Origin of the sequence: Amycolatopsis iheyensis (assembly GCF_024703995.1) — a bacterium.
Taxonomy (GTDB): Bacteria; Actinomycetota; Actinomycetes; order Mycobacteriales; family Pseudonocardiaceae; genus Amycolatopsis; species Amycolatopsis iheyensis.
Map to the genome: position 1 here is coordinate 1 of NZ_JAMXQV010000029.1, position 17,675 is coordinate 17,675.

The window sequence follows — 17,675 nt, forward strand, 5'->3', positions numbered from 1 at the left end:
ACCGCCAGCTCAAACGCGCGTTCTTCCTCGCCGCCTTCGCGGCGCTGTCGGATCCGACCAGCAGGGCTTACTACGACCGCAAACGGGCTGAGGGCAAGAAACACAACGCCGCCCTGATCTGCCTGGCCCGCCGCCGCTGCGACGTCCTCTACGCCATGCTTCGCAACGGCACCCACTACCGCCAACCCGAACCGGCCACCACAGCGGCTTGACAACCAGATAGGGACACCCCCCAGCTCGGCGGCGTCAGATGCCCGTCAAGCACCAACCGGGACCGGAACGGTCACCGGACGAAGCACGAGTGGATCGTCCGGACCGTGGTCGGGATCCTCGAGAACCCCCGTTGCACCGGGCGGCGCCGCCCTCCGCCGAACCGACCGGCTCACCGGGTCACGTCCCGTCGCCTGCCGGCCGCGCACAGCGCCGCTCCGGCCAGGAGCAGCACGCTCGACAGGCCGAGCAGCCTACCCACGTCCGTGCCGGTGTCGGGCAGCCGGTTCGGGCCGCCGGTCGGTGCGGGTGCGGGGACGACCGGAACGTCGGCGACCGCCTGTCCGGCGGCGACCGGCGATCCGTCGGCCCCGGTGCCGGCCGCGGTGGCGACGTTGCGCACCCGCCCGGCGGTCACGTCGGCGACGGTGACCGTGTGCGCGGGCACCGTGCACGTCATCGCCTGGCCCGGCGCCAATGCGGTCGCCGGACAGGTCGCCACGCCCGCGGAAGGGTCGTCGACCCGGATCTCGCGAACGGTGACCGCGCCGGTGTTGCTGACCGTGATGGTCCACTCGATCCGGTCCCCGGCACCGATCACGCCGTCGCCGTTCACGTCGACCGGCCGGGCCGCCTTGGTGATCGCGAGCGCCGCGGCCGCGGCGACCCGCACTGTCGCGCTCGCGGGCGCCGACTCCACCGCCGGCCCGCCCGAAGGCGGAGTTCCCGACGCGACAGCGGTGTTGTCGATCCGCCCGGCGTCCACATCGGACTGCGTGACCCGGTAGGTCGCCGTGCACGTCACATGCTGCCCCGGCGCCAGCGAACCGGCTGGGCACGCCGGAGCCGGTGCTCCGCCGCTGCCGGTGAAGCGGGTTTCGCGGATCGCCAGCGCGGAGAGCGTCACGTTGCCGGTGTTGGTGACCACGAACGAGTAGGTGACGTTCTGCCCGGCCGCGGAAACCGTACCCGGCGAGGCCGTCTTCATCAGGCTGAGCGCGGCGTCCGGCGGCGTCGGCACGACGACCGTCGACGGATCCGAAACCGGCGGCTCGCCCTCGGGCGGAGTCCCGGTGGCGACGGCCGTGTTGACGACCTTCCCGGCGTCCACATCGGACTGGGTGAGCACGTAAGTGGCGGTGCAGACCGCTTGCGCCCCCGGCGCCAGCGCCCCCACCGTCGCGCCGCCACCCGGACACGACACCGGGGAAAGCCGGCCGGTGCCCGAGAACGCCGTCTCCCGCACCTCGACCGCGGTCAGCGTGCGGTTCCCGGTGTTGGTGACCACGAAGGAATACGTGACCGTCTGCCCGGCGCGGAAGTGGCCGTCGTCGGCCGGGTCCGCCGACTTGACCAGTGACAGCCCCGGCTTGCCGGGCACCGTCACCTTCGCCCGCGACGGGCCGGAGGTGACCGGCTCGCCGCCGGGACCGGCGCCGGTCGCCTCGGCCGTGTTGGTCACCGCGCCGGCGTCGGCGTCCGCCTGGGTCAGGGTGTAGGTGGCGGTGCAGGACTGCGCCTGCCCGGGCGCCAGCGTCCGCGACGGGCACTCGACGACCGGCGCCGGGCCGGTGCCGCTGAACGCCGTCTCGCGCACGGACACCGCGGTGAGGGTGCGGTTTCCGGTGTTGGTCACGGCGAAGCGGTAGGTCACGGTCTCCCCCGCGCCGGCCACGGTGGCCGGTTCGACGGACTTGACCAGGGTGAGCGCGGCCCCGCCACCGGCGGTCACGACCGCCGTCGCCGGCGGCGTGGTCACCTTCGGCAAGCCCGCGGGCGGGGTACCCGCGGCCGTGGCGCTGTTGGTGATCCGGCCCGCGTCGAGGTCGGCCTGGGTCACCGCGTAGTCCGCTGTGCAGGTGACGACCTGACCGGGTGCCAGCACCGCGCTCCCGGCCGGGCAGGTGACCGCGGACAGCGGCCCGCTGCCGCTGAACGCGCCCTCGGTGATCGCCACCCCGGTCAGCGTCACGGTGCCGGTGTTCTTCAGCGTGAACGAGTAGCGGACCGGTTCCCCCACGGACGTGACGGTGGCCGGGTCGGCGGACTTCGCCAGGGTCAGGGTGGCCGTGCGGGTGGCGGTCACCTTCGCCGACGACGGCGCCGAGGTGGTCGGCTCCGTCGCGCGAGGTGCCGTCCCGTGCGCGACGGCGGTGTTCTCGACCGCGCCCGCGTCGATGTCGGCCTGCATGACGCGGTAGGTCGCCCGGCACGTCTGCGCGGCACCGGGGGCGAGCATCGTCCGCGGGCAGGTGACGACGGGGGCCGGGCCGGAGCCGGTGAACCGGGTCTCGGCGACGCCGACGTCGCGCAACGTCACGTCTCCGGTGTTGGTGACCACGAACGTGTAGCCGACGGACTGGCCGGCGCGGTCGACGGTCGTCGGGTCGGCGGTCTTGACCAGGGTGATCGCCGGGTGCGCGGGGGTGGGGACCGACACGCTCGAGGGGTTCGATTCGGTCGGGTCCGTCGAGCCGGGCTGCTTGCCGTGCGCGGTAGCGGTGTTGTCCAGCCGGCCCGCGTCGACGTCGGCCTGGGTCAGGACGTAGGTGGCGGTGCAGGTCGTGCTCGCGCCGGGAGCCAGCGTGGCGACCGGGCACACCGCGGCGGACAGGACGCCGCTGCCGGAGAACGCCGTCTCGTCGACACCGATCTCGGTCAGGGGCACGTTGCCGGTGTTGGTCACCTGGAAGGAGTAGGTGATCGGCCGGCCGACGGTGTAAGCGTCCGGGTTGTCGGGTGAGGCCGACTTCTTGAGCGTCAGCGCCGGGGCCGGCTTCTCGGTGGGGGTGCGGGTCGACGAGGGGTCCGACGTCACGCGCGTGGTGCCGCCCGGCGGGAGCCCGGAGGCCGTCGCGGTGTTGACCGCCGCCCCGGCTGCCACGTCAGCGGGGGTGATGACGTACGGAGCCTGCGCGGTGCAGGTCTCCGACTCCCCGGGGGCGAGGCTCGGCCGGGGGCAGGTGACCGCTCCGGCCTTGGCGTCGGTCACGGCGATGTCATGCAGTTCGAGCGCGCCGGTGTTGGTGACGGTGAAGGTGTAGCCGATGGTGTCGCCTGCGTCGGTGATCCCGTTGCCGTTCACGTCGACCGGTGCGGCGGCGTGCTTTTCCAGCTTCAGGGTCGCGGGTTTCGCCGTGTTCGTGACCGTGCAGGACACGAAGTCGCCGACGTCGACGTGCACCCGCGCCGAGCCGCCGGCGTCGCCGGACGGCAGTTCTCCGTCGGCCTTGCCGTTGCGGGTGCAGGACCACGCTCGGTCGTAATTGGACTCCAGGCCCGAGGTCGCCGTCTCGCGCAGGGTGTAGTCGCCGCCGCGGGCGCCGGCCAGCACGGTGACCTCACCGGTGCTCGCCGAGGTGCCCCCGCCGGTGTCGGCCGAGGCGAGCACGCTTCCGCCCGGCGCCGCGACCGAGACGGCGAACGAGTCGCCGGGGAAGCCCCGCACGACCTTCTTGGTCAGCTGGAGGCTGGAGACCAGCACGCCGAACCCGACCGCCTGCCGCCCGCCGCCCACCATGCGCTGGCTGAACGACGTGGGGTCTTCGGCGGAGATGATCGCGGTGCCGGTCTTGTTGGCGCCGGTGCGCCCGGCGCACCGCACCGTCTGGGTGCCGATGCCGGTATACCCGCCGCCGCAGGCGTTCCCGATCCCCGGGTCGGTTCCCGTCGCGGTCAGCGATTCGAGCGACGAAGACGAGGTCCACTCGATCGACTCGCCGGCGTCGGTCGACTCGGCGTCGGCGCCGACCAGCCCGTAGCCGTGCACCACCGCCCCGGTGCTGTCGGTGGCCACGATGTCGGTCAGCGCGGCGACCGTCGTCGTGCTGGAGGCGGTCTGGTACAGCGCCGGCCGGCCGGGCACGCCCGTGTAGTGCCTGGAGTTGCCGAGGTAGGCCGCCGAATACGTCGGAAGCCGGTTCGCGGCCACGGGACCACCGGACACCTTGAGCGTGACCGCGAGCCGGTAGCCGCCGGGCAGCGCGAAGGTCAGCCGCTGGCCGGCCGCGGAGGTGGCCTCGGCGGCGTCGTAGCCGGACAGGTCGAACCAGCACAACGTCCGCGCGTAGGTGCCGGTGCCCGCCGAGGCGAACCCGCAGTCGTGGGTCGCGGCGGTGGCTCGCGCGGCCGGCCCGAATGCGGACACGCACAACGCGAGCAGCATCGACACCGCCAGGAGCGCCGATACCTTCCGCCGCGACCCGCCACCCATCGACCGACACCTCCGCCTCGGCTGCTGCTCCGGTCATCGTGCGCGACCGGCCGGAAACCAGCTGGCAGAAAGATGATCATTCAATCGATCGGGGTCACCCGGGTGTCGTCGTTCAGGCCGAGAACCCTTCGGCGGAGCAAACGGCACGCAGCCCACGTAACATTGCGCCGTTAGGCAACACTCCACGAACAGCCGCAGCCGACTCCCACATGCCGGCCCAGACACCTCCGCGCACGATCTCTCAGACGACAATTTTCCGACGCGTTGACACGAAACTGCGGCGCGGGCGAGGCGGATGAGCGAGGCTGCGTCGATGGCTTCCGACTACGCCCACAGCGACCAGTTCCGCGGTGCCCGCATCCACCTGTGCAACCTGGCAGGTCTCGAGATCCGCGACTGCGACGTCAACGGCCTGAAAATCGTCGACTGCCACGGCAGCAACGTCTACCTCGGCGGCGACTTCGAACGCGTCGTCGTCAACGACGTCGACGTGACCGCCTACGTCGAGGCCGAACTCGACCGCCGCCACCCCACGCGGGCACTGGCGCGGGACGCGACGTCCATCGAGGACTACCAGGCCGCCTGGGCGGCCATCGAGACCCTGTGGACCGCGACGCTCGACCGGGCGAAGCAGCTGCCCGAGGCCACACTGCACGAGCAGGTCGACGGCGAGTGGTCATTCATCGAGACGCAACGGCACCTGCTGCTCGCCTCCGACGCCTGGCTCGGCAACGCAGTGCTCGAAGAGGACGCGCCCTACCACCCGCTGGGCTACCCCCACGGCGGGATGCCGCCCGAGCAAGCGGCAAAGCTCGGCCTCACCCTCGACGCCACCCCGACACTCGCGGAGGTGCTCGCACCGCGCCTCGCCCGCATGGCCACGATGCGGCGCGCCATCGACGGACTCACCGCGGCCGAACTCGACCGGGTCTGCGGTCGCAAGCCGGCAGACCCGTACCCCGACCAGCAATACATCGTCCGACGCTGCCTCAAAGTAGTGCTGAAAGAAGAAGCCGAGCACCACCGCTACGCGATGCGCGACCTCGCGACGCTCGTAGCCGAAGCGCCCGAAAGGCCAAGCCCTGACGGTTGCTGACAGCGCACCCGGGTAGACGAACTCGACCAAGCGCTCGTCGCTGCCCGAAGCCGCCCGGATCGCGGCGCGTCACCAGGTGGTCGTGGATCAACTGCCGAGGGGCCACCCGATCCAAGTTCTAACCGCCCTGAACACTCACGAGAGCCGGGTCGGCAAGGGCCCGAGCTGCAGCTTCGGGTACGTAGCCGGCCAGCGCGGTGACGAGGGCCCGGATACCGCGGCGTGCTTCGGGGGCGAGCGGGACGGTACGGGCGACGTCGAGTTCGTTGGCGACGGTGAGCAGAGCGAAGTCGGCGAGGTCGTCGCCGGCCAGGTCGGTCACCGCGCCCGTGAAGCGGTCGGCAAACGGGAGCGGGGTACCGCCGAGACCCGCGTAGGTCCTCTTCCGGTCACAGGCGCTGTAACGGTGAACGAGAGCTTCGGCCTCGTCACCGACCGCGGCGCGGAGCCGGGTCCGACGGCCGGGCGGAAGCAGCGGGGGCGGGAAGCCGTCGGTGCCGTAGGCGGCGTGGCAGAGCGCGGCGAGGCGGACCCGCCGGCTTCCGCCCCAGCCCGCCACCAGGTCGCGGACCCGTTGAAGGTGGTCGAAGAGGTTTCCGCCGGGATGGCGGGTGAGCCCGGCGCCGAGTTCGCGCAGCAGCGCCGCCGCGGGCCACTCGGCGGTGACGTCGGCGACGGTCTCGGCCAGCGCCACCGGCTGGTCCCGCGCCACCAGGTGCCCGGCTCCGCGGACACAGGTCACCGTCGCTCGGGAGGCCGACCGCACCAGCTCGTTGACGTCCTCGTCGGTGACCGGCGACCCGCTGCCGCCGCGGACGAGCAGCACGGGCAGGTCGAGCCGCGTGGTGACCTGCCGCAGCAGGGGTACCTGGGCGAGGATGTCGTCGACGAGCTCAGGGTAGGCGTCGCGAACGCCACTGCCGGAGAGGAAGCGGCGGACCCGACGTGGGTCGAGGCACGGGACAACGTCGACCAGCACCAAGCCGGCGGCCCTCGCCCGGACCGTCGGGTCGCCCAGGGCCGCGATGGCGGCGAGCCCGCCCAGCGAAGCCCCCACGACCACCGATCCCGGTGGCTCGGTGTGCAGCATGGCGGCGACGTCGCCTGCGTACTGCGCCAGTTCCCGGGGCGAGCCGCCGCTGTCCCCATGACCGCGCTGGTCGTAGGCCACGCACCGGAATCCGGCACCGACGAGGATCCGGCTGACCGGCGTCCACACCCCACGACGCTCGCCGCCGGCGTGGAGCAACAGGCAGGTCGGCCCACGGCCCACGGCCACGCCTCTCAGGATCGCGTCCGGGCGGACGAGAGCCCGGAAACCGCTTCGACCCACCATGCGAACCCCTTACCTTGGCACATCAAGGTAAGGGTGGGACATCCACCTTGACCTGTCAAGGTAAGGTCGGCCGGTGACACGTTCGCGGGTGCGCCGTTCTCCCGGCGAGGCACGGCGCCTGATCCTGGACACCGCCGAGAAGCTCCTGACCGAGGGTGGGGTGGCCGCCGTCCAGATCCGGGCCATCGCCGCTCGCGTCGGCATGACCGACGCGGGCGTCAGCCATCACTTCGGCACCCGGGATCGGCTGTTGGAAGCGCTGCTGCGCCATGGCGGCCGGGCGATCCGCTCCGGTGTCGAAGAGACACTGGACTCCTGGTTCGACCGGGACGCCGATCTCGCCGATCTGATCGACGTGTTGGCGGCCTTCTACCGGCGGGGCTACGGCGAGCTTGCCGTAGCCCTGCACGCCGCAGGCTGGCGCGACGAGAGCTCGGGGATGCTCGCCCCGCTCGTCGACGCACTCCACGCACTGCGCCCCGGCGCGTCAGGGATCCCCGTCGAGGAGACCCGGCTCGCTGTCGCCGCACTGCACCAGGCGCTGGTGACCGAATCCGTGTACGGCCCAGACTTCCGCCGCAGCGCCGGCCTCACCGGCCAGGCGGCCACGGATCCCGGCCCCCAGCTCGCCTGGTGGACGACCCACCTCGCCCGGACCCTCGGCCTCTCCTAGAACGAGCCACGACCTGCCGGCTCGGATCCCCCTGGCTCCGACAGCGGACCGCCCCGGAGGTCCCGCGGCGATCAAGCATGCTCGAGCCGACCGGCCGGCGCCGACCACGAGTTGACCGGGTACGGCGACCGGACGCAGCGGGTCAGATCGAGACCCATCCCGAAGGAGGAACCTCGGATCGGCCGATCCCAGGCCCCAGTTCCTTGGCCGCACTGAGGTCGGCGATTGCCCTGACCATGCCGCCGGACAACAGAATCCCGCCGAGCCCCGTGCACCACGCCGCGGTGACCTGGCCGAGCACAGCGAGTATCACCACGGCCCCCACCCAAGCAACCAGAATCCCCGAAACCAGCAGAGCTTTGGTGCGAAACGTCATTTGCAGCTCACCCCCGATGATTCGCCACTTCATTCGACCATACCAAACAGTGGCCCGCCGAGCAGGCAGAGCCAGATAGCGGTTCCAGAAGGAGCAACCGTGTGCACTCGAAATTCCACCGTGTCACTCGGCAGTGCGCGCACCACCTGGCGCTGCAACACCAGCCCGACCGGCGCGGCGTCGTGCTCGGCGACTACGCGGGCGAACTCCACATCCTGGCCAGGCGCGCCGGGACGTGCGTCGACGCGTCGTAATCCCGAGCGGAATTTCCGGTGTCACCCGGTCCGATGAGGTGGTCGGCGCTTGCGCCGTCCTGCGGTGGATTCGTAGACGAAGCCGAAGAGCGTCATGGCGAACATTCCCGACTGGACGACGGCCAGTCGCTCACCGGCTTCTGCCTGCGTGGCCTCGCGCCACATTCCCGAGGAGAACGCCACCGCCGCGCCGAGAAAGTTCGTTCCCGCCCAGACGAGATTCAACCGGGGCGAAGAGTTCTCTCCGCCCAGCGGGGTCAGGCAGCGTTTTCCCGCCACGCCCATGATGAGGTGCGGGATCGTGTTGACGAGCAAGACGCCTGCGAGAAAGTCCCGTTTCACGGGCGGTTTCTCCTTTCGGGTCGGACGAGCGTTGGATCGGGCGTGTCCTATCGTCCCCAGCGCTGGGCAGCGGGTCCGCGCCGTCCACCCACCTCGTCCAGGGATTCATCTTCCACCTCGGCCTCTGATCGCCACCCGCCGCCGGGTCCTCCGCGACGCCCTAAATGAACGGTGTACATTCAACCTGTCAGCGACACTATATGAACGGTGGTCATATGACAACCCCCGGCCGTCGCCGCGGCGCACCGCCCGCCGGAGAACGCCTGACGCGGGACAAGGTGCTCGACCGGGCGACCGAGCTGATCGAGCGCGACGGCGTGCCCGCGTTCAGCCTGCGATCCCTGGCCAAAGAGCTGGACGTGCGACCCGCCGCCCTCTACAACCACGTCGATGGCCTGGACGACCTGTTGACCACGATCACCACCCGGTTTCTCGCCGGCTTCGACCTCACCGAAGCCGACGAGCCGTGGCCGGACTGGGTGTGCATCGTGGCATCGGGAATGCACCGACGGATGCTCGCCAGGCCCGAGCTGACCGGCTTGATGCTGTCCCGGGCTCCCATGACCGCAGCCGGGCCCGCGCTCATGCGCCGATTCCTCGACCGGCTGGTGTCGGCAGGCGTCTCACGCGCCACCGCCCACATCGCCTGGCACACGGTCCTGACCGTGGTGATCGGATCGGTCCAGCAGGAACGTGCCCGCCACCGGAAGCAGGAAGACACCTTCCAGGCCGTCCTCACGGTCGCCGTGAACGGGCTTGTCACCGCTGCGGCAGGTCCGCCCGACGACCAGGCACTCGCGCTTCTCGACGACCACCCGGACGCCGCCCTCGATCAGGCAACCGAAGTACCGAGGTCGAGTGAACCGCCTTCGGCGCTTGATACGGTGGCGCCGTGACGGCAACCGGCCTCGGCAAGGTGCAGCAGGTAGTTCTGCTGTGCGCGCTCGCCGTGTGCGTCGTCGCGATGCACCACGTCGGCTTGGCCTCCGGCATGCCGGGGGTCGCTGGAGTCACGGCAACGCACGACATGTCCGACGCAGGGTCGCAGGCGGCTGTCGCCCCACCGGATATCGGCTCCGCCGAACACGATCCGGGCATGCCGGGCGGCATGCACGACGTCCTGCACCTCTGCCTGGCTGTGCTGTGCGCGGCCGGCGCGCTACTACTGACCGTTGCCGCCTTCCTGGGCATTTCCCGGTTCACGACGACGTTTTCGTGCGCTAAACACCTTCGTGGCCCGCCCAGCCGAGGACGTCCGACTCACAGATACGGCGGCCGCAGCATCCTCACCTCTCTGTGCGTCTTGCGCACCTGATCGACCGGCTCACCCGACTGTCGATTCAGGAACGAACATCACAGAGAAGGAATTGTCATGCGCAAAAACTCCATCATCGCGGGCATCGTGCTCGCCTCCGCCGCGCTTCTCGGCGCCTGCAGCAGCAACGACTCCGTGTCCGGAATGGACCACAGCTCGTCAGCACCGGCGCCGGCACCGTCGTCCCCCGCCCAGGCCGCCGGCGAGCACAACGCCGACGACGTCACGTTCGCTCAGCAGATGATCCCGCACCACAGCCAGGCGCTCGACATGGCGAAGCTCGTCCCCACGCGCAGCACGAATCCGAAGGTGATCGACCTCGCGAGCCGGATCGCGAAGGCCCAGGATCCCGAGATCCAACAGATGCAGAGCTGGCTGACCACCTGGGGCGCCGGCACGTCCGGCATGCCGGGCATGGACCACGGCATGCCGGGGATGATGTCCGCCGACGACATGAAGAAGCTCGAGGCCGCCAAGGGCGCCGAGTTCGACAAGATGTGGCTGGACATGATGATCAAGCACCACCAGGGTGCGGTCGACATGGCCAAGACCGAGCTGGCCAACGGCGGCAACGCCGATGCCCGAGCGCTCGCCCAGAAGATCATCGACGCCCAGCAGGCGGAGATCACCGAGATGCAGGGCATGCTCAAGCAGAGCTGACCACCGGTCGCCGGGGCGACGCTTGCCGCCTCGGCGATCATCGGCAGCCCGGCGGCTACTCAAGCGGACGCGCCCTGGAGGACCTCCAGGGCGCGCGGGGCCCGTGTGGTCGGACTGAGCTGGTCGCCGGAATCGCCCTCACGGTCCTCTCGGTCGCCACGGTGGCTCTTGCCTACCGATCCGCCGGTAGGCGGCTCAGGCAGGCCGCAAGCCAATCGTCAGGTATGACCGGAGAGTTTCGTGGCAGGGTCGGCAGATGACGAGGACTGGGACAGCCCCGCCAACTGACGATCCGGTGGCCGTCCGCCGGTTGCAGCAGACCGCAGCCCGCTTCTGGCGCGCTGCCGCCGAGCACCGGGTGCACGCGGCGGAACTGGAACAGGGCGAGGCGACCGACCGGCTGGACCTGGCCCGGGTGCAGCGAGACCTGGGTGCGGTTGCCGCCGAGCACGCTCTGGCTTGTCAGGAACTCGCTGCGGCGCAGGCAGCTCGCGCCGCAGCGGCGCGACAGCGCAAGCATTCTCCACAATGGACGGATGCGGTGCGCCGCTCGTGTTCGGCGGTCAGGCATGCGGACGTCCATCTCCAACGCGCGGCGGCCTTCGCCGCCCGTGCGGCCGGGCGGGGCGATGAAGCACGTTGGCACCGGCTACCGGTGAAAAGTGCGGAAGCGGAGTCGCCGTCCCCGTGAGCCGACCTGCCGGCGGTGGGCGTTGTCGTTGTCGTCGTGGCCATCGCGGTGATCGTGGACCGGCGCACCGGGGGACGCAGGATCATGCGAATGCCCGGTTGGCTCGAACGGCGGGGTCGTGGCCAGATGGCAGCCGGTCCGGTGTACTGGGGTTCCACCGAATACCGCCCGGTGGTTCCCCGCGAGCGGGAAGACCAGGAGCACAACCCGGCGAAACGATCGGACACGGGCCCCGGAGAAGATTGACGGGTTTCCCCGGGTCTCACTTTCCGGACTCCCGCGGGCGGGCGGTGTCGGTCTCCTCCGGTCGATCAGGGTGCAGCAGCCCGCCGGGCATCACACCGCCGGCCAAGCCGAGGGGGCCTTCTTCCTCTACATCGGCATCAATCCAGGAACAGCTCGCAGAGGACCCTTCCGGCAGGAGCACGGGGGTGAAGGCGACGGAGGCTCGGGCTCTGCGCCTCAGCCAGGGCTGGGGCCGCACACGCGAACGCTGCCGGGCGGCAGCGCGATGACCGCGTAGGGGCGAAGCAACTCATCGAGACCGCCCGAAGCCCCGCGCGAGGGGCTCCCACCCGCGCGCTCGCCGGTCACGACCTCGTCGACGAACTGCGCCACCGATACCGGGGCTGGGACCAACGGGTCGCCGAACCGTGCCAGGGACTCGGCCGATCGCTGTTCGCTGTGTTCGAGCAGAACTTCCCAGCCATCCGCGGCCGACCAGACCAGCAGCAGGTCCCGCCCCGGATGACGCGGGGATTTGCGGCTCAGCGCCAGGTAGGCAGCCGGGGGGTCGAAGTCCCGGGCCGTGCCGCCCGGAAGTACGCCCACCACCTCGGAGACCGCGCGGAGGTACCCGGCCAAGCCGACCTCCCACGACTGAAGTCCGCGCTGGAGCACCTGCTTCCCTTCTGGTTCCAGGCCGTGGTTCCGCGAACCGAACAGCGGACGGATGTGCCGCATCCGGCCACCGCCTGACAGTTTGCCGGACAACCGGCCGGACGAACCTGACGAAAACCTTGCGATTCGGATCGCGGCGCGCCGGGCGCACAGCCGCTGCCGCTGCCGAGAGGAGCACCGATGTTCGACTTCACCGAAAGGACCAGCATCACGGCACCACACGCAGCGGTCCCGGTCGGCGCCGTTGCGCGAGGCCGGGGGCGCGGTCGCGGTCCGCTTCGACACCGCGCGGGGCTCCCGGACCATGCCTCCCGGGGAACTCGCCGACCGCGGCTCGTGGACCGAGGCCGCGGCACGCGCGTACGCCGACGTGGTCGGCGCGGCCATGGTCGGACCGATCCTGTCGGCACTCAGGACCGGACACGGCCTGCTTTGACCGTTTCGAGGCGATTAGGGTGGTCTCACCGCGACCGGATGCCGACGTGCGGTTCCGCTCATCGAGCCGTGATGGCCAGGTCATCGGCACGCATCAGGCAACAGTTCGACTGATCAAGTAATCGCCTGATCGCCACAGCCGGTACCACCACGAGGAGCAAAAGTGCCCGTTCCGATCTCGGAAGCCCTCACCGCCCAAGCCGACTCCGCCCGGAGCAAGATCGCCGAGCTGCGGCACCCCGGCCGGTACCTGCTGAGCTCGGCACTGGCGGGCGCCTACATCGGCGTCGCCGTGGTGCTGCTGCTCGCCGTGACGGGTCCGTTGAACGCGGCGCAGTCGCCGTGGACGAAGCTCGTGCAGGGGCTGGTGTTCGGGATCGCGTTGACGGCGGTGGTGTTCGCGGGCGCCGAGCTGTCGACGGGCAACATGATGACCATGGTCCAGGGTGCGCTCGCCCGCCGACGGGGTGCCGGAGCCGGGCTCGCCGTGATCGCGGGATCGTTCGTGGGGAACCTGGCCGGTTCGGTGGTGTTCGCCTGGCTGGTCCACGAAAGCGGGATCTTGCAGGCCGGTGCGACGGCCGGGCACGCGGCTCCGGCAGCCGCGCTGCTGGCCGCGACGGTGAAGGCGAAGGCCGCGGAATCAGCCGGGATGCTGTTCTTCCGCGGTGTGCTGTGCAACTTCCTCGTCTGCCTCGCCGTCTGGATGGCCGCGAGGACCAAGTCCGACGGCGCGAAGCTGGCGCTGATCTTCTGGTGCTTGCTGGCCTTCATCGGCTCCGGGTTCGAGCACGTCGTGGCCAACATGACGGTGTTCTCCCTGGGCATGTTCGAGGACGTCCCGGGCGCCACCGTCGGGGTCTTCGCGTTCAACCTGGCACTGGTCGGTCTGGGCAACCTGGTCGGTGGCGGCCTGCTCGTCGGCGCGGGCTACGGCTTCCTCGGCCGGGACACCCCACCCGCCACGGACGTGCCGCGCGCGGCCGACAAGCCTCTCGAGACAACTGCCGTGTAGTTCAGGCGCGCATCCGGTGTCGGGGGCGTACGGTTGGACCACCAGGACCACCCAGCTCGAGGAGGACGGCGTGCCCGGTCTGGTCGACGCGATCGGTCTCATCGTGGTATTCCTCGTGCTCGCGGGGGCACTTCGGCTGACACACCGCCGGCTCGGCGGTAAATGAATCCCCGGCGCCGCTCTGTCGTCGACACCGGGAGCAGACCATGCCGCAAGGTCCGGAGGGAACCGCGCTCGGACCGATGGTCATCGTCGCCGCGGACCAGCACGAGACTTCGCCGCTGATCACCGACGACCTCGCCCGCAGGATTCTCCCCGCGGCCGGCCGGGTCACCGTCGCGCTGACCGCGTGGCGGCCGATCCGGAGGCTCCTCTTCTCGGCGACGGAAACGAAGATGCCGGGCTTGTGGGCGAGCATGTTGTGCCGCAAGCGGTTCATCGACGACAAACTGTCGGCGGCCACCGAAGCGGGCATCGAAGCGGTGGTCATCCTCGGCGCGGGCTTCGACACCCGCGCGTACCGGCTTCCGGCACTCCGAGGCATCCCGGTGTACGAGGTGGACCTGCCCTCGAACATCGCCCGCAAGAAGGCCGCCCTGCGGAAGGCGTTCGGCCGGGCCCCCGAGGCCGTCACACTGGTTCCCGTCGACTTCGAAAACCAGGATCTGGCCGATGAGCTCGGCAAGCACGGGTGTCGACGGGATCAGCGGACCTTCTACGTCTGGGAGGCCGTGACCCAGTACTTGACCGAGGCGGCCGTGCGCCACACCCTCGAGACGCTGTCCGCCGCCCCGGCCGGGAGCAAGCTGACGTTCACCTACATCCGCCGGGATTTTCTCGACGGAACCGAGACGTTCGGCGCCCAAGCCGCTTACGACGAGTTCGTGGTGAAGCGCCGGCTGTGGCATTTCGGGCTGAATCCCGGCGAGGTCGGCGCCTTCCTGGCCGAGTACGGCTGGCAGGTGGTCGAGCACTGCGGGCCGGCCGAGTTCACCGACCGCTACCTCCGGCCGAACGGACGCACGCTCCCCGTGTCGGAGGTCGAACGGTCAGTCTTCGCCGAACGCCGCTGACGCGGCTCGGACTGCGCCGAGCTGGGCAGTGACCGGGACTACTGCTTGTCCGGCGGCGAGGTGGCGATGTCGGCCACCGGTCTGCTGGTGAACCGGATCCGCGTCCCCTCGGTGGAGCGTTCGACCACGAAGTAGAGCCCGGCCGCGCGCATCAGGTCCAGCCCGAACCCCCGCGGGACCGGCCCGGGCCCCGGTTCCCGCCAGGTTCCCGCGTCCCGGATCGTCAGCTCGATGTGGCGGGCACCGACGGCGGACTGCTTCACGGCGGCGGTGACTTCGATCTGTCCGGGGTGGGGCAGCAGCGCCGAGTCCACGGGGACGCCGTAGCCGTGTTCGATGCTGTTGCTCACCGCTTCACTGACGGCGAGCACGAGGTCGTCGACCTCGTCCTCCGGCCAGCGGCGCGCCCCGAGCCAGTCCCGGAACCGGCTCCGGGCGACGGAAGGGGAAATCCAGTCGGCGGCGAGCACGAAACGGAGAGCCGCGCCGGCGCGGAACCGTCGCGCCGGCCGCCGGTTGACCGCGTCGTCTTCCTGCCCGGATGTCGATGGCACCGGTTCGTCACCCTTCCTTCGACCAGCACGTGTCACCCGGCGAGCGCATCGCTCACCTCGTGGTACAGCGCGAGCACCTTGTCCAGCCCGGTGATCTCGAGCGGACCGGGCACCGGCCGGTTCCGGTCGACCACGACGCGCAGGGTCCGGTAGCCGGGCACCATCGCGGCCAGCGCCGCGGTGTCGAACAGCAGGCGCAGGCCGGGCGCGCCCAGGAAGCCGACCGCGGTCAGGTCGAGGACCAGCACGCGGCCGTCCAGCTCGGCGAGTGCCCAGGTGACGGCGTCGCGCAGCCGGGCCGCGGTCAAGCCATCGACCTCGCCCGTGAGAGTGAGCACGACGGCGTCGTCGTGCTCGTCGACCGTCAGAGTCAGCAGTTGCTCCTGCGCGGGCCCGGGTGGCGGGCCCATGCCGTCGCCGGTCATCGCGCCCTCAGGTAACGGGGGTCGGCCGGGGGAACGGGCTGGTCCGGCTCTCCCGAGAGCAGCCGCTCCATCGCGTGGAAGTACGGCGGTGCGGCGACCGTCCCGCCGAAGGCACCATGGCCGCATTTGCCGAGGTGCACCGGCGGACCGGGGCACACCGTCCGTGGCGTCGGGCCGTCGGCGAACACCAGCGAGGAGACGGCGAAGTCGTTCACGCCGCCGACGAAGGCGACCGACCTGCTGTCCTGCGTCGTGCCGGTCTTGCCGAAGTCCGGACGGTCCCACCCGGCGGCCCGGGCCGCCCGCGCCGACGTGCCGGACACGGTGTCTTCGCTCAAGCCATCGCGAAGCGTGTCGGCGAGATCCTTGGGGACGACGCGTTCGCACGGCTCCCCCTGGACTGGGACCACAGCGCCGTCGCGTCCGGTCACCGACAGGATCGGGTCCGGCGGGCACCAGACGCCGCCGCTCATCAGCGTCGCCGACACGTTCGCCAGCTCCAGCGGGCTCACCGGGCTGGTGCCGAGGGTGAACGACAGCAGCCCGCGGAAGTACTCCGCTTGCGGCTGGTTGTAGCGGGGATCCTTCGAGCGCACGTCTCCGGGGTCGGTGATCGGCGCGCCGCCCGCGGCGTTGGTCGCGAGGGTGCGGCGGAGACCGAGCCGATGCGCCATGTCGAGCACCGCCGGGACGCCGAGGCGCCGCTCGAGGCCGACGAACGCCACGTTCGGCGATGTCGCCAGCGCGTCGGCGAGCGTGATCGGATCGGGGTAGGTGCCGAGATTGGTGACCGGGTAACAGCTCGTGTCGGCCCCGGGCGGCGCGAAGCAGTCGCTGCGCGGATTGGGCAGCGGCGTGCGGAGTCCGGCCTCCCCGGCTTCGAGAGCTGCCGCGGCGGTGAAGATCTTGAAGACCGAGCCGGCGCCGAACGGATCGCTGACCCCGCCGACGACGTCCGTGGATCGCTCGCCTTCGCCGGCGTCGACGCCGTAGTCGCGGTTCGCGACCATCGCCAGGACCTCGTGCCGCTGCTCCCCCGGGCGGATCACCGCCATGGTGCCGGCGACACCCGGTTCGCGGGTGTGCACGTTCTTCGACACGGCTTGTTTGGTCACCTCGGCGACCTTCGGGTCCATGGTGGTGCGGATGGTCAACCCCGCGGTGGCAAGCCGGTCCGGTGTGAAGCCGTGCCGTTCGAGGTAGTCCACCGCGTACTCGCAGAAAAACCCAGCCTCGGGCTTGGCACTCAGGCAGTTCGGGGCCGGCGTCCGAGGGCCTCCGGGGAGCACGCCCAGCGCGGCGGCCTTCGCCTCGCCCGCGGCCGAAACAGGAAGCGAGCCCGCATCGGCCATCGCGTCCAGGACGACGTCGCGCCGGGCCTTGGCCGCGTCCGGATGGGCATAAGGGTCGAAGCGGGACGGGCTGTTCACCATTCCGGCGAGCAAGGCCGCCTGCGGGACCGTGAGCTTCGCGGCGCTCGTCCCGAAGTAGGCCTCGGCCGCGGCGGCGACCCCATAGACCGACCGGCTGAACTGGACGACGTTCAGGTACGCGGCCAGGATCTGGTCCTTGGTCATCGCGCGATCGACCTGAACGGCCAGCTTCGCTTCCCGGAGCTTGCGGGCCACCGAGTTCTCGCGGTCACGCTGCTGCGCGGCGGGGTCGCCGCGGTGCACGACGTTGATGAGGAAGTTCTTCACGTACTGCTGTGTGATCGTCGAGGCGCCCTGGGTGTCGCCGCCGGCGGCGTTGTTGGCCAGAGCCCGGAGCACGCCCCGCGGGTCGACCGCTCCTTCGTCGTAGAACCGCCGGTCCTCGATGGCGATGATGGCCGCCTTCATGGCGGGCGAAATCCCGTCGGCGGTGACCGGGAGCCGGTACTGGTCGTACAGCACGGCGATCGGCTGGCCGTCGTGATCGGTCACCGTCGTCGTCAACGGCGGTTTCTCGGCCGCGAGATCGGCTTCGATCGCCGCGACCGAGTCACCGACCTCATTGGACAGCAGCCCGGCGCCGAGGGCCGGCGGCGCCAGCACCCCGGCCAGCAGGACACCGGCCACTACGTACAACCCGGCCAGCCGTGCGGGTCGGAATCGACGCATCCCCG

General features: G+C 70.7%; 18 protein-coding genes and 1 pseudogene. 10 read left to right on the forward strand and 9 right to left on the reverse strand.

Translation table 11 applies throughout. The features are described 5' to 3' along the window. Window positions 1-212: pseudogene (locus tag M8542_RS39545) on the forward strand (IS110 family transposase); the annotation flags it as partial. Between the two features lie 170 nt (window positions 213-382). Here the strand turns inward: M8542_RS39545 and M8542_RS39550 are convergent. After that, the gene (locus M8542_RS39550; RefSeq protein ID WP_257925498.1) at window positions 383-4,423 is read right to left on the reverse strand and encodes a CshA/CshB family fibrillar adhesin-related protein; all 4,041 of its coding nucleotides are present in this window, start codon (window positions 4,421-4,423) and stop codon (window positions 383-385) included. A gap of 313 nt (window positions 4,424-4,736) precedes the next feature. Here M8542_RS39550 and M8542_RS39555 point away from each other — a divergent pair, with 313 nt between their 5' ends. Further along, on the forward strand, window positions 4,737-5,519 hold the full coding sequence (locus tag M8542_RS39555; RefSeq protein WP_257925499.1) for a DinB family protein: 783 nt from the start codon (window positions 4,737-4,739) through the stop codon (window positions 5,517-5,519). A gap of 118 nt (window positions 5,520-5,637) precedes the next feature. Here the strand turns inward: M8542_RS39555 and M8542_RS39560 are convergent, their stop codons facing one another. Beyond that, a complete protein-coding gene (locus tag M8542_RS39560; protein WP_257925500.1) occupies window positions 5,638-6,798 on the reverse strand; it encodes an alpha/beta fold hydrolase in 1,161 nt (386 codons plus the stop codon). Window positions 6,799-6,928: 130 nt separating this feature from the next. Here M8542_RS39560 and M8542_RS39565 point away from each other — a divergent pair, with 130 nt between their 5' ends. Then, entirely contained in the window at window positions 6,929-7,528 is a 600-nt protein-coding gene (locus M8542_RS39565; protein ID WP_257925501.1) for a TetR/AcrR family transcriptional regulator, read from the forward strand. A gap of 142 nt (window positions 7,529-7,670) precedes the next feature. On the opposite strand, the gene M8542_RS39570 is transcribed toward M8542_RS39565, so the two are convergent. Next, complete coding sequence (locus tag M8542_RS39570; protein ID WP_257925502.1) at window positions 7,671-7,937, reverse strand: hypothetical protein; 267 nt, start codon at window positions 7,935-7,937, stop codon at window positions 7,671-7,673. 68 nt (window positions 7,938-8,005) lie between these two features. Here M8542_RS39570 and M8542_RS39575 point away from each other — a divergent pair, with 68 nt between their 5' ends. Further along, complete coding sequence (locus M8542_RS39575) at window positions 8,006-8,158, forward strand: hypothetical protein (RefSeq protein WP_257925503.1); 153 nt, start codon at window positions 8,006-8,008, stop codon at window positions 8,156-8,158. Window positions 8,159-8,179: 21 nt separating this feature from the next. Here the strand turns inward: M8542_RS39575 and M8542_RS39580 are convergent, their stop codons facing one another. Next, window positions 8,180-8,500 (reverse strand): hypothetical protein, encoded by a 321-nt coding sequence (locus tag M8542_RS39580; protein WP_257925504.1) that lies wholly within the window; start codon window positions 8,498-8,500, stop codon window positions 8,180-8,182. A gap of 215 nt (window positions 8,501-8,715) precedes the next feature. On the opposite strand from M8542_RS39580, the gene M8542_RS39585 reads away from it, so the two are divergent. Genes M8542_RS39585 through M8542_RS39595 form a run of 3 tightly spaced genes read left to right on the forward strand, consistent with a single transcriptional unit; the run spans window position 8,716 to window position 10,475 of the window. Next, window positions 8,716-9,396, forward strand: a complete 681-nt coding sequence (locus tag M8542_RS39585) for a TetR/AcrR family transcriptional regulator (RefSeq protein WP_257925505.1) — start codon at window positions 8,716-8,718, stop codon at window positions 9,394-9,396. Beyond that, entirely contained in the window at window positions 9,393-9,815 is a 423-nt protein-coding gene (locus M8542_RS39590; protein ID WP_257925506.1) for a hypothetical protein, read from the forward strand. Before M8542_RS39585 ends, M8542_RS39590 begins: the two co-directional genes overlap by 4 nt. A 57-nt stretch (window positions 9,816-9,872) precedes the next feature. Beyond that, window positions 9,873-10,475 (forward strand): DUF305 domain-containing protein, encoded by a 603-nt coding sequence (locus tag M8542_RS39595; protein ID WP_257925507.1) that lies wholly within the window; start codon window positions 9,873-9,875, stop codon window positions 10,473-10,475. 172 nt (window positions 10,476-10,647) lie between these two features. Here M8542_RS39595 and M8542_RS39600 read toward each other — a convergent pair whose 3' ends face one another. Together M8542_RS39600 and M8542_RS39605 are read right to left on the reverse strand one after the other, a co-directional pair. Next, a complete protein-coding gene (locus M8542_RS39600) occupies window positions 10,648-10,995 on the reverse strand; it encodes a hypothetical protein (RefSeq protein WP_257925508.1) in 348 nt (115 codons plus the stop codon). 633 nt (window positions 10,996-11,628) lie between these two features. Then, complete coding sequence (locus tag M8542_RS39605) at window positions 11,629-12,129, reverse strand: DUF6292 family protein (RefSeq protein ID WP_257925509.1); 501 nt, start codon at window positions 12,127-12,129, stop codon at window positions 11,629-11,631. Window positions 12,130-12,370: 241 nt separating this feature from the next. Between M8542_RS39605 and M8542_RS39610 the strand changes: the two genes are divergently transcribed. From M8542_RS39610 to M8542_RS39620, 3 genes are all read left to right on the forward strand, one after another. Then, the gene (locus tag M8542_RS39610; protein ID WP_257925510.1) at window positions 12,371-12,502 is read left to right on the forward strand and encodes a hypothetical protein; all 132 of its coding nucleotides are present in this window, start codon (window positions 12,371-12,373) and stop codon (window positions 12,500-12,502) included. Window positions 12,503-12,664: 162 nt separating this feature from the next. Then, a complete protein-coding gene (locus tag M8542_RS39615) occupies window positions 12,665-13,516 on the forward strand; it encodes a formate/nitrite transporter family protein (protein ID WP_257925511.1) in 852 nt (283 codons plus the stop codon). 206 nt (window positions 13,517-13,722) lie between these two features. Next, window positions 13,723-14,589 (forward strand): SAM-dependent methyltransferase, encoded by an 867-nt coding sequence (locus M8542_RS39620; protein WP_257925512.1) that lies wholly within the window; start codon window positions 13,723-13,725, stop codon window positions 14,587-14,589. Window positions 14,590-14,627: 38 nt separating this feature from the next. Here the strand turns inward: M8542_RS39620 and M8542_RS39625 are convergent, their stop codons facing one another. From M8542_RS39625 to M8542_RS39635, 3 genes are read right to left on the reverse strand one after another with little or no spacing between them, the layout of a single operon-like run. Beyond that, window positions 14,628-15,143 (reverse strand): ATP-binding protein, encoded by a 516-nt coding sequence (locus tag M8542_RS39625; protein ID WP_257925513.1) that lies wholly within the window; start codon window positions 15,141-15,143, stop codon window positions 14,628-14,630. A 32-nt stretch (window positions 15,144-15,175) separates the two neighbouring features. Beyond that, window positions 15,176-15,568, reverse strand: coding sequence for an anti-sigma factor antagonist (locus tag M8542_RS39630; protein ID WP_257925514.1), 393 nt, complete (start codon window positions 15,566-15,568; stop codon window positions 15,176-15,178). Next, window positions 15,565-17,670: a transglycosylase domain-containing protein gene (locus M8542_RS39635; RefSeq protein ID WP_257925515.1), complete on the reverse strand. Its 2,106-nt coding sequence runs from the start codon at window positions 17,668-17,670 to the stop codon at window positions 15,565-15,567. Before M8542_RS39635 ends, M8542_RS39630 begins: the two co-directional genes overlap by 4 nt. Window positions 17,671-17,675 lie beyond the last annotated feature (5 nt).

Coding starts and splice junctions, on each gene's coding strand:
- M8542_RS39555 (WP_257925499.1), top strand. CDS start 4,737: ATGGCTTCCGACTACGCCCACAGCGACCAGTTCCGCGGTGCCCGCATC.
- M8542_RS39635 (WP_257925515.1), bottom strand. CDS start 17,670: ATGCGTCGATTCCGACCCGCACGGCTGGCCGGGTTGTACGTAGTGGCC.
- M8542_RS39600 (WP_257925508.1), bottom strand. CDS start 10,995: ATGCTTGCGCTGTCGCGCCGCTGCGGCGCGAGCTGCCTGCGCCGCAGC.
- M8542_RS39585 (WP_257925505.1), top strand. CDS start 8,716: ATGACAACCCCCGGCCGTCGCCGCGGCGCACCGCCCGCCGGAGAACGC.
- M8542_RS39570 (WP_257925502.1), bottom strand. CDS start 7,937: ATGAAGTGGCGAATCATCGGGGGTGAGCTGCAAATGACGTTTCGCACC.
- M8542_RS39630 (WP_257925514.1), bottom strand. CDS start 15,568: ATGACCGGCGACGGCATGGGCCCGCCACCCGGGCCCGCGCAGGAGCAA.
- M8542_RS39620 (WP_257925512.1), top strand. CDS start 13,723: ATGCCGCAAGGTCCGGAGGGAACCGCGCTCGGACCGATGGTCATCGTC.
- M8542_RS39595 (WP_257925507.1), top strand. CDS start 9,873: ATGCGCAAAAACTCCATCATCGCGGGCATCGTGCTCGCCTCCGCCGCG.
- M8542_RS39605 (WP_257925509.1), bottom strand. CDS start 12,129: ATGCGGCACATCCGTCCGCTGTTCGGTTCGCGGAACCACGGCCTGGAA.
- M8542_RS39610 (WP_257925510.1), top strand. CDS start 12,371: ATGCCTCCCGGGGAACTCGCCGACCGCGGCTCGTGGACCGAGGCCGCG.
- M8542_RS39550 (WP_257925498.1), bottom strand. CDS start 4,423: ATGGGTGGCGGGTCGCGGCGGAAGGTATCGGCGCTCCTGGCGGTGTCG.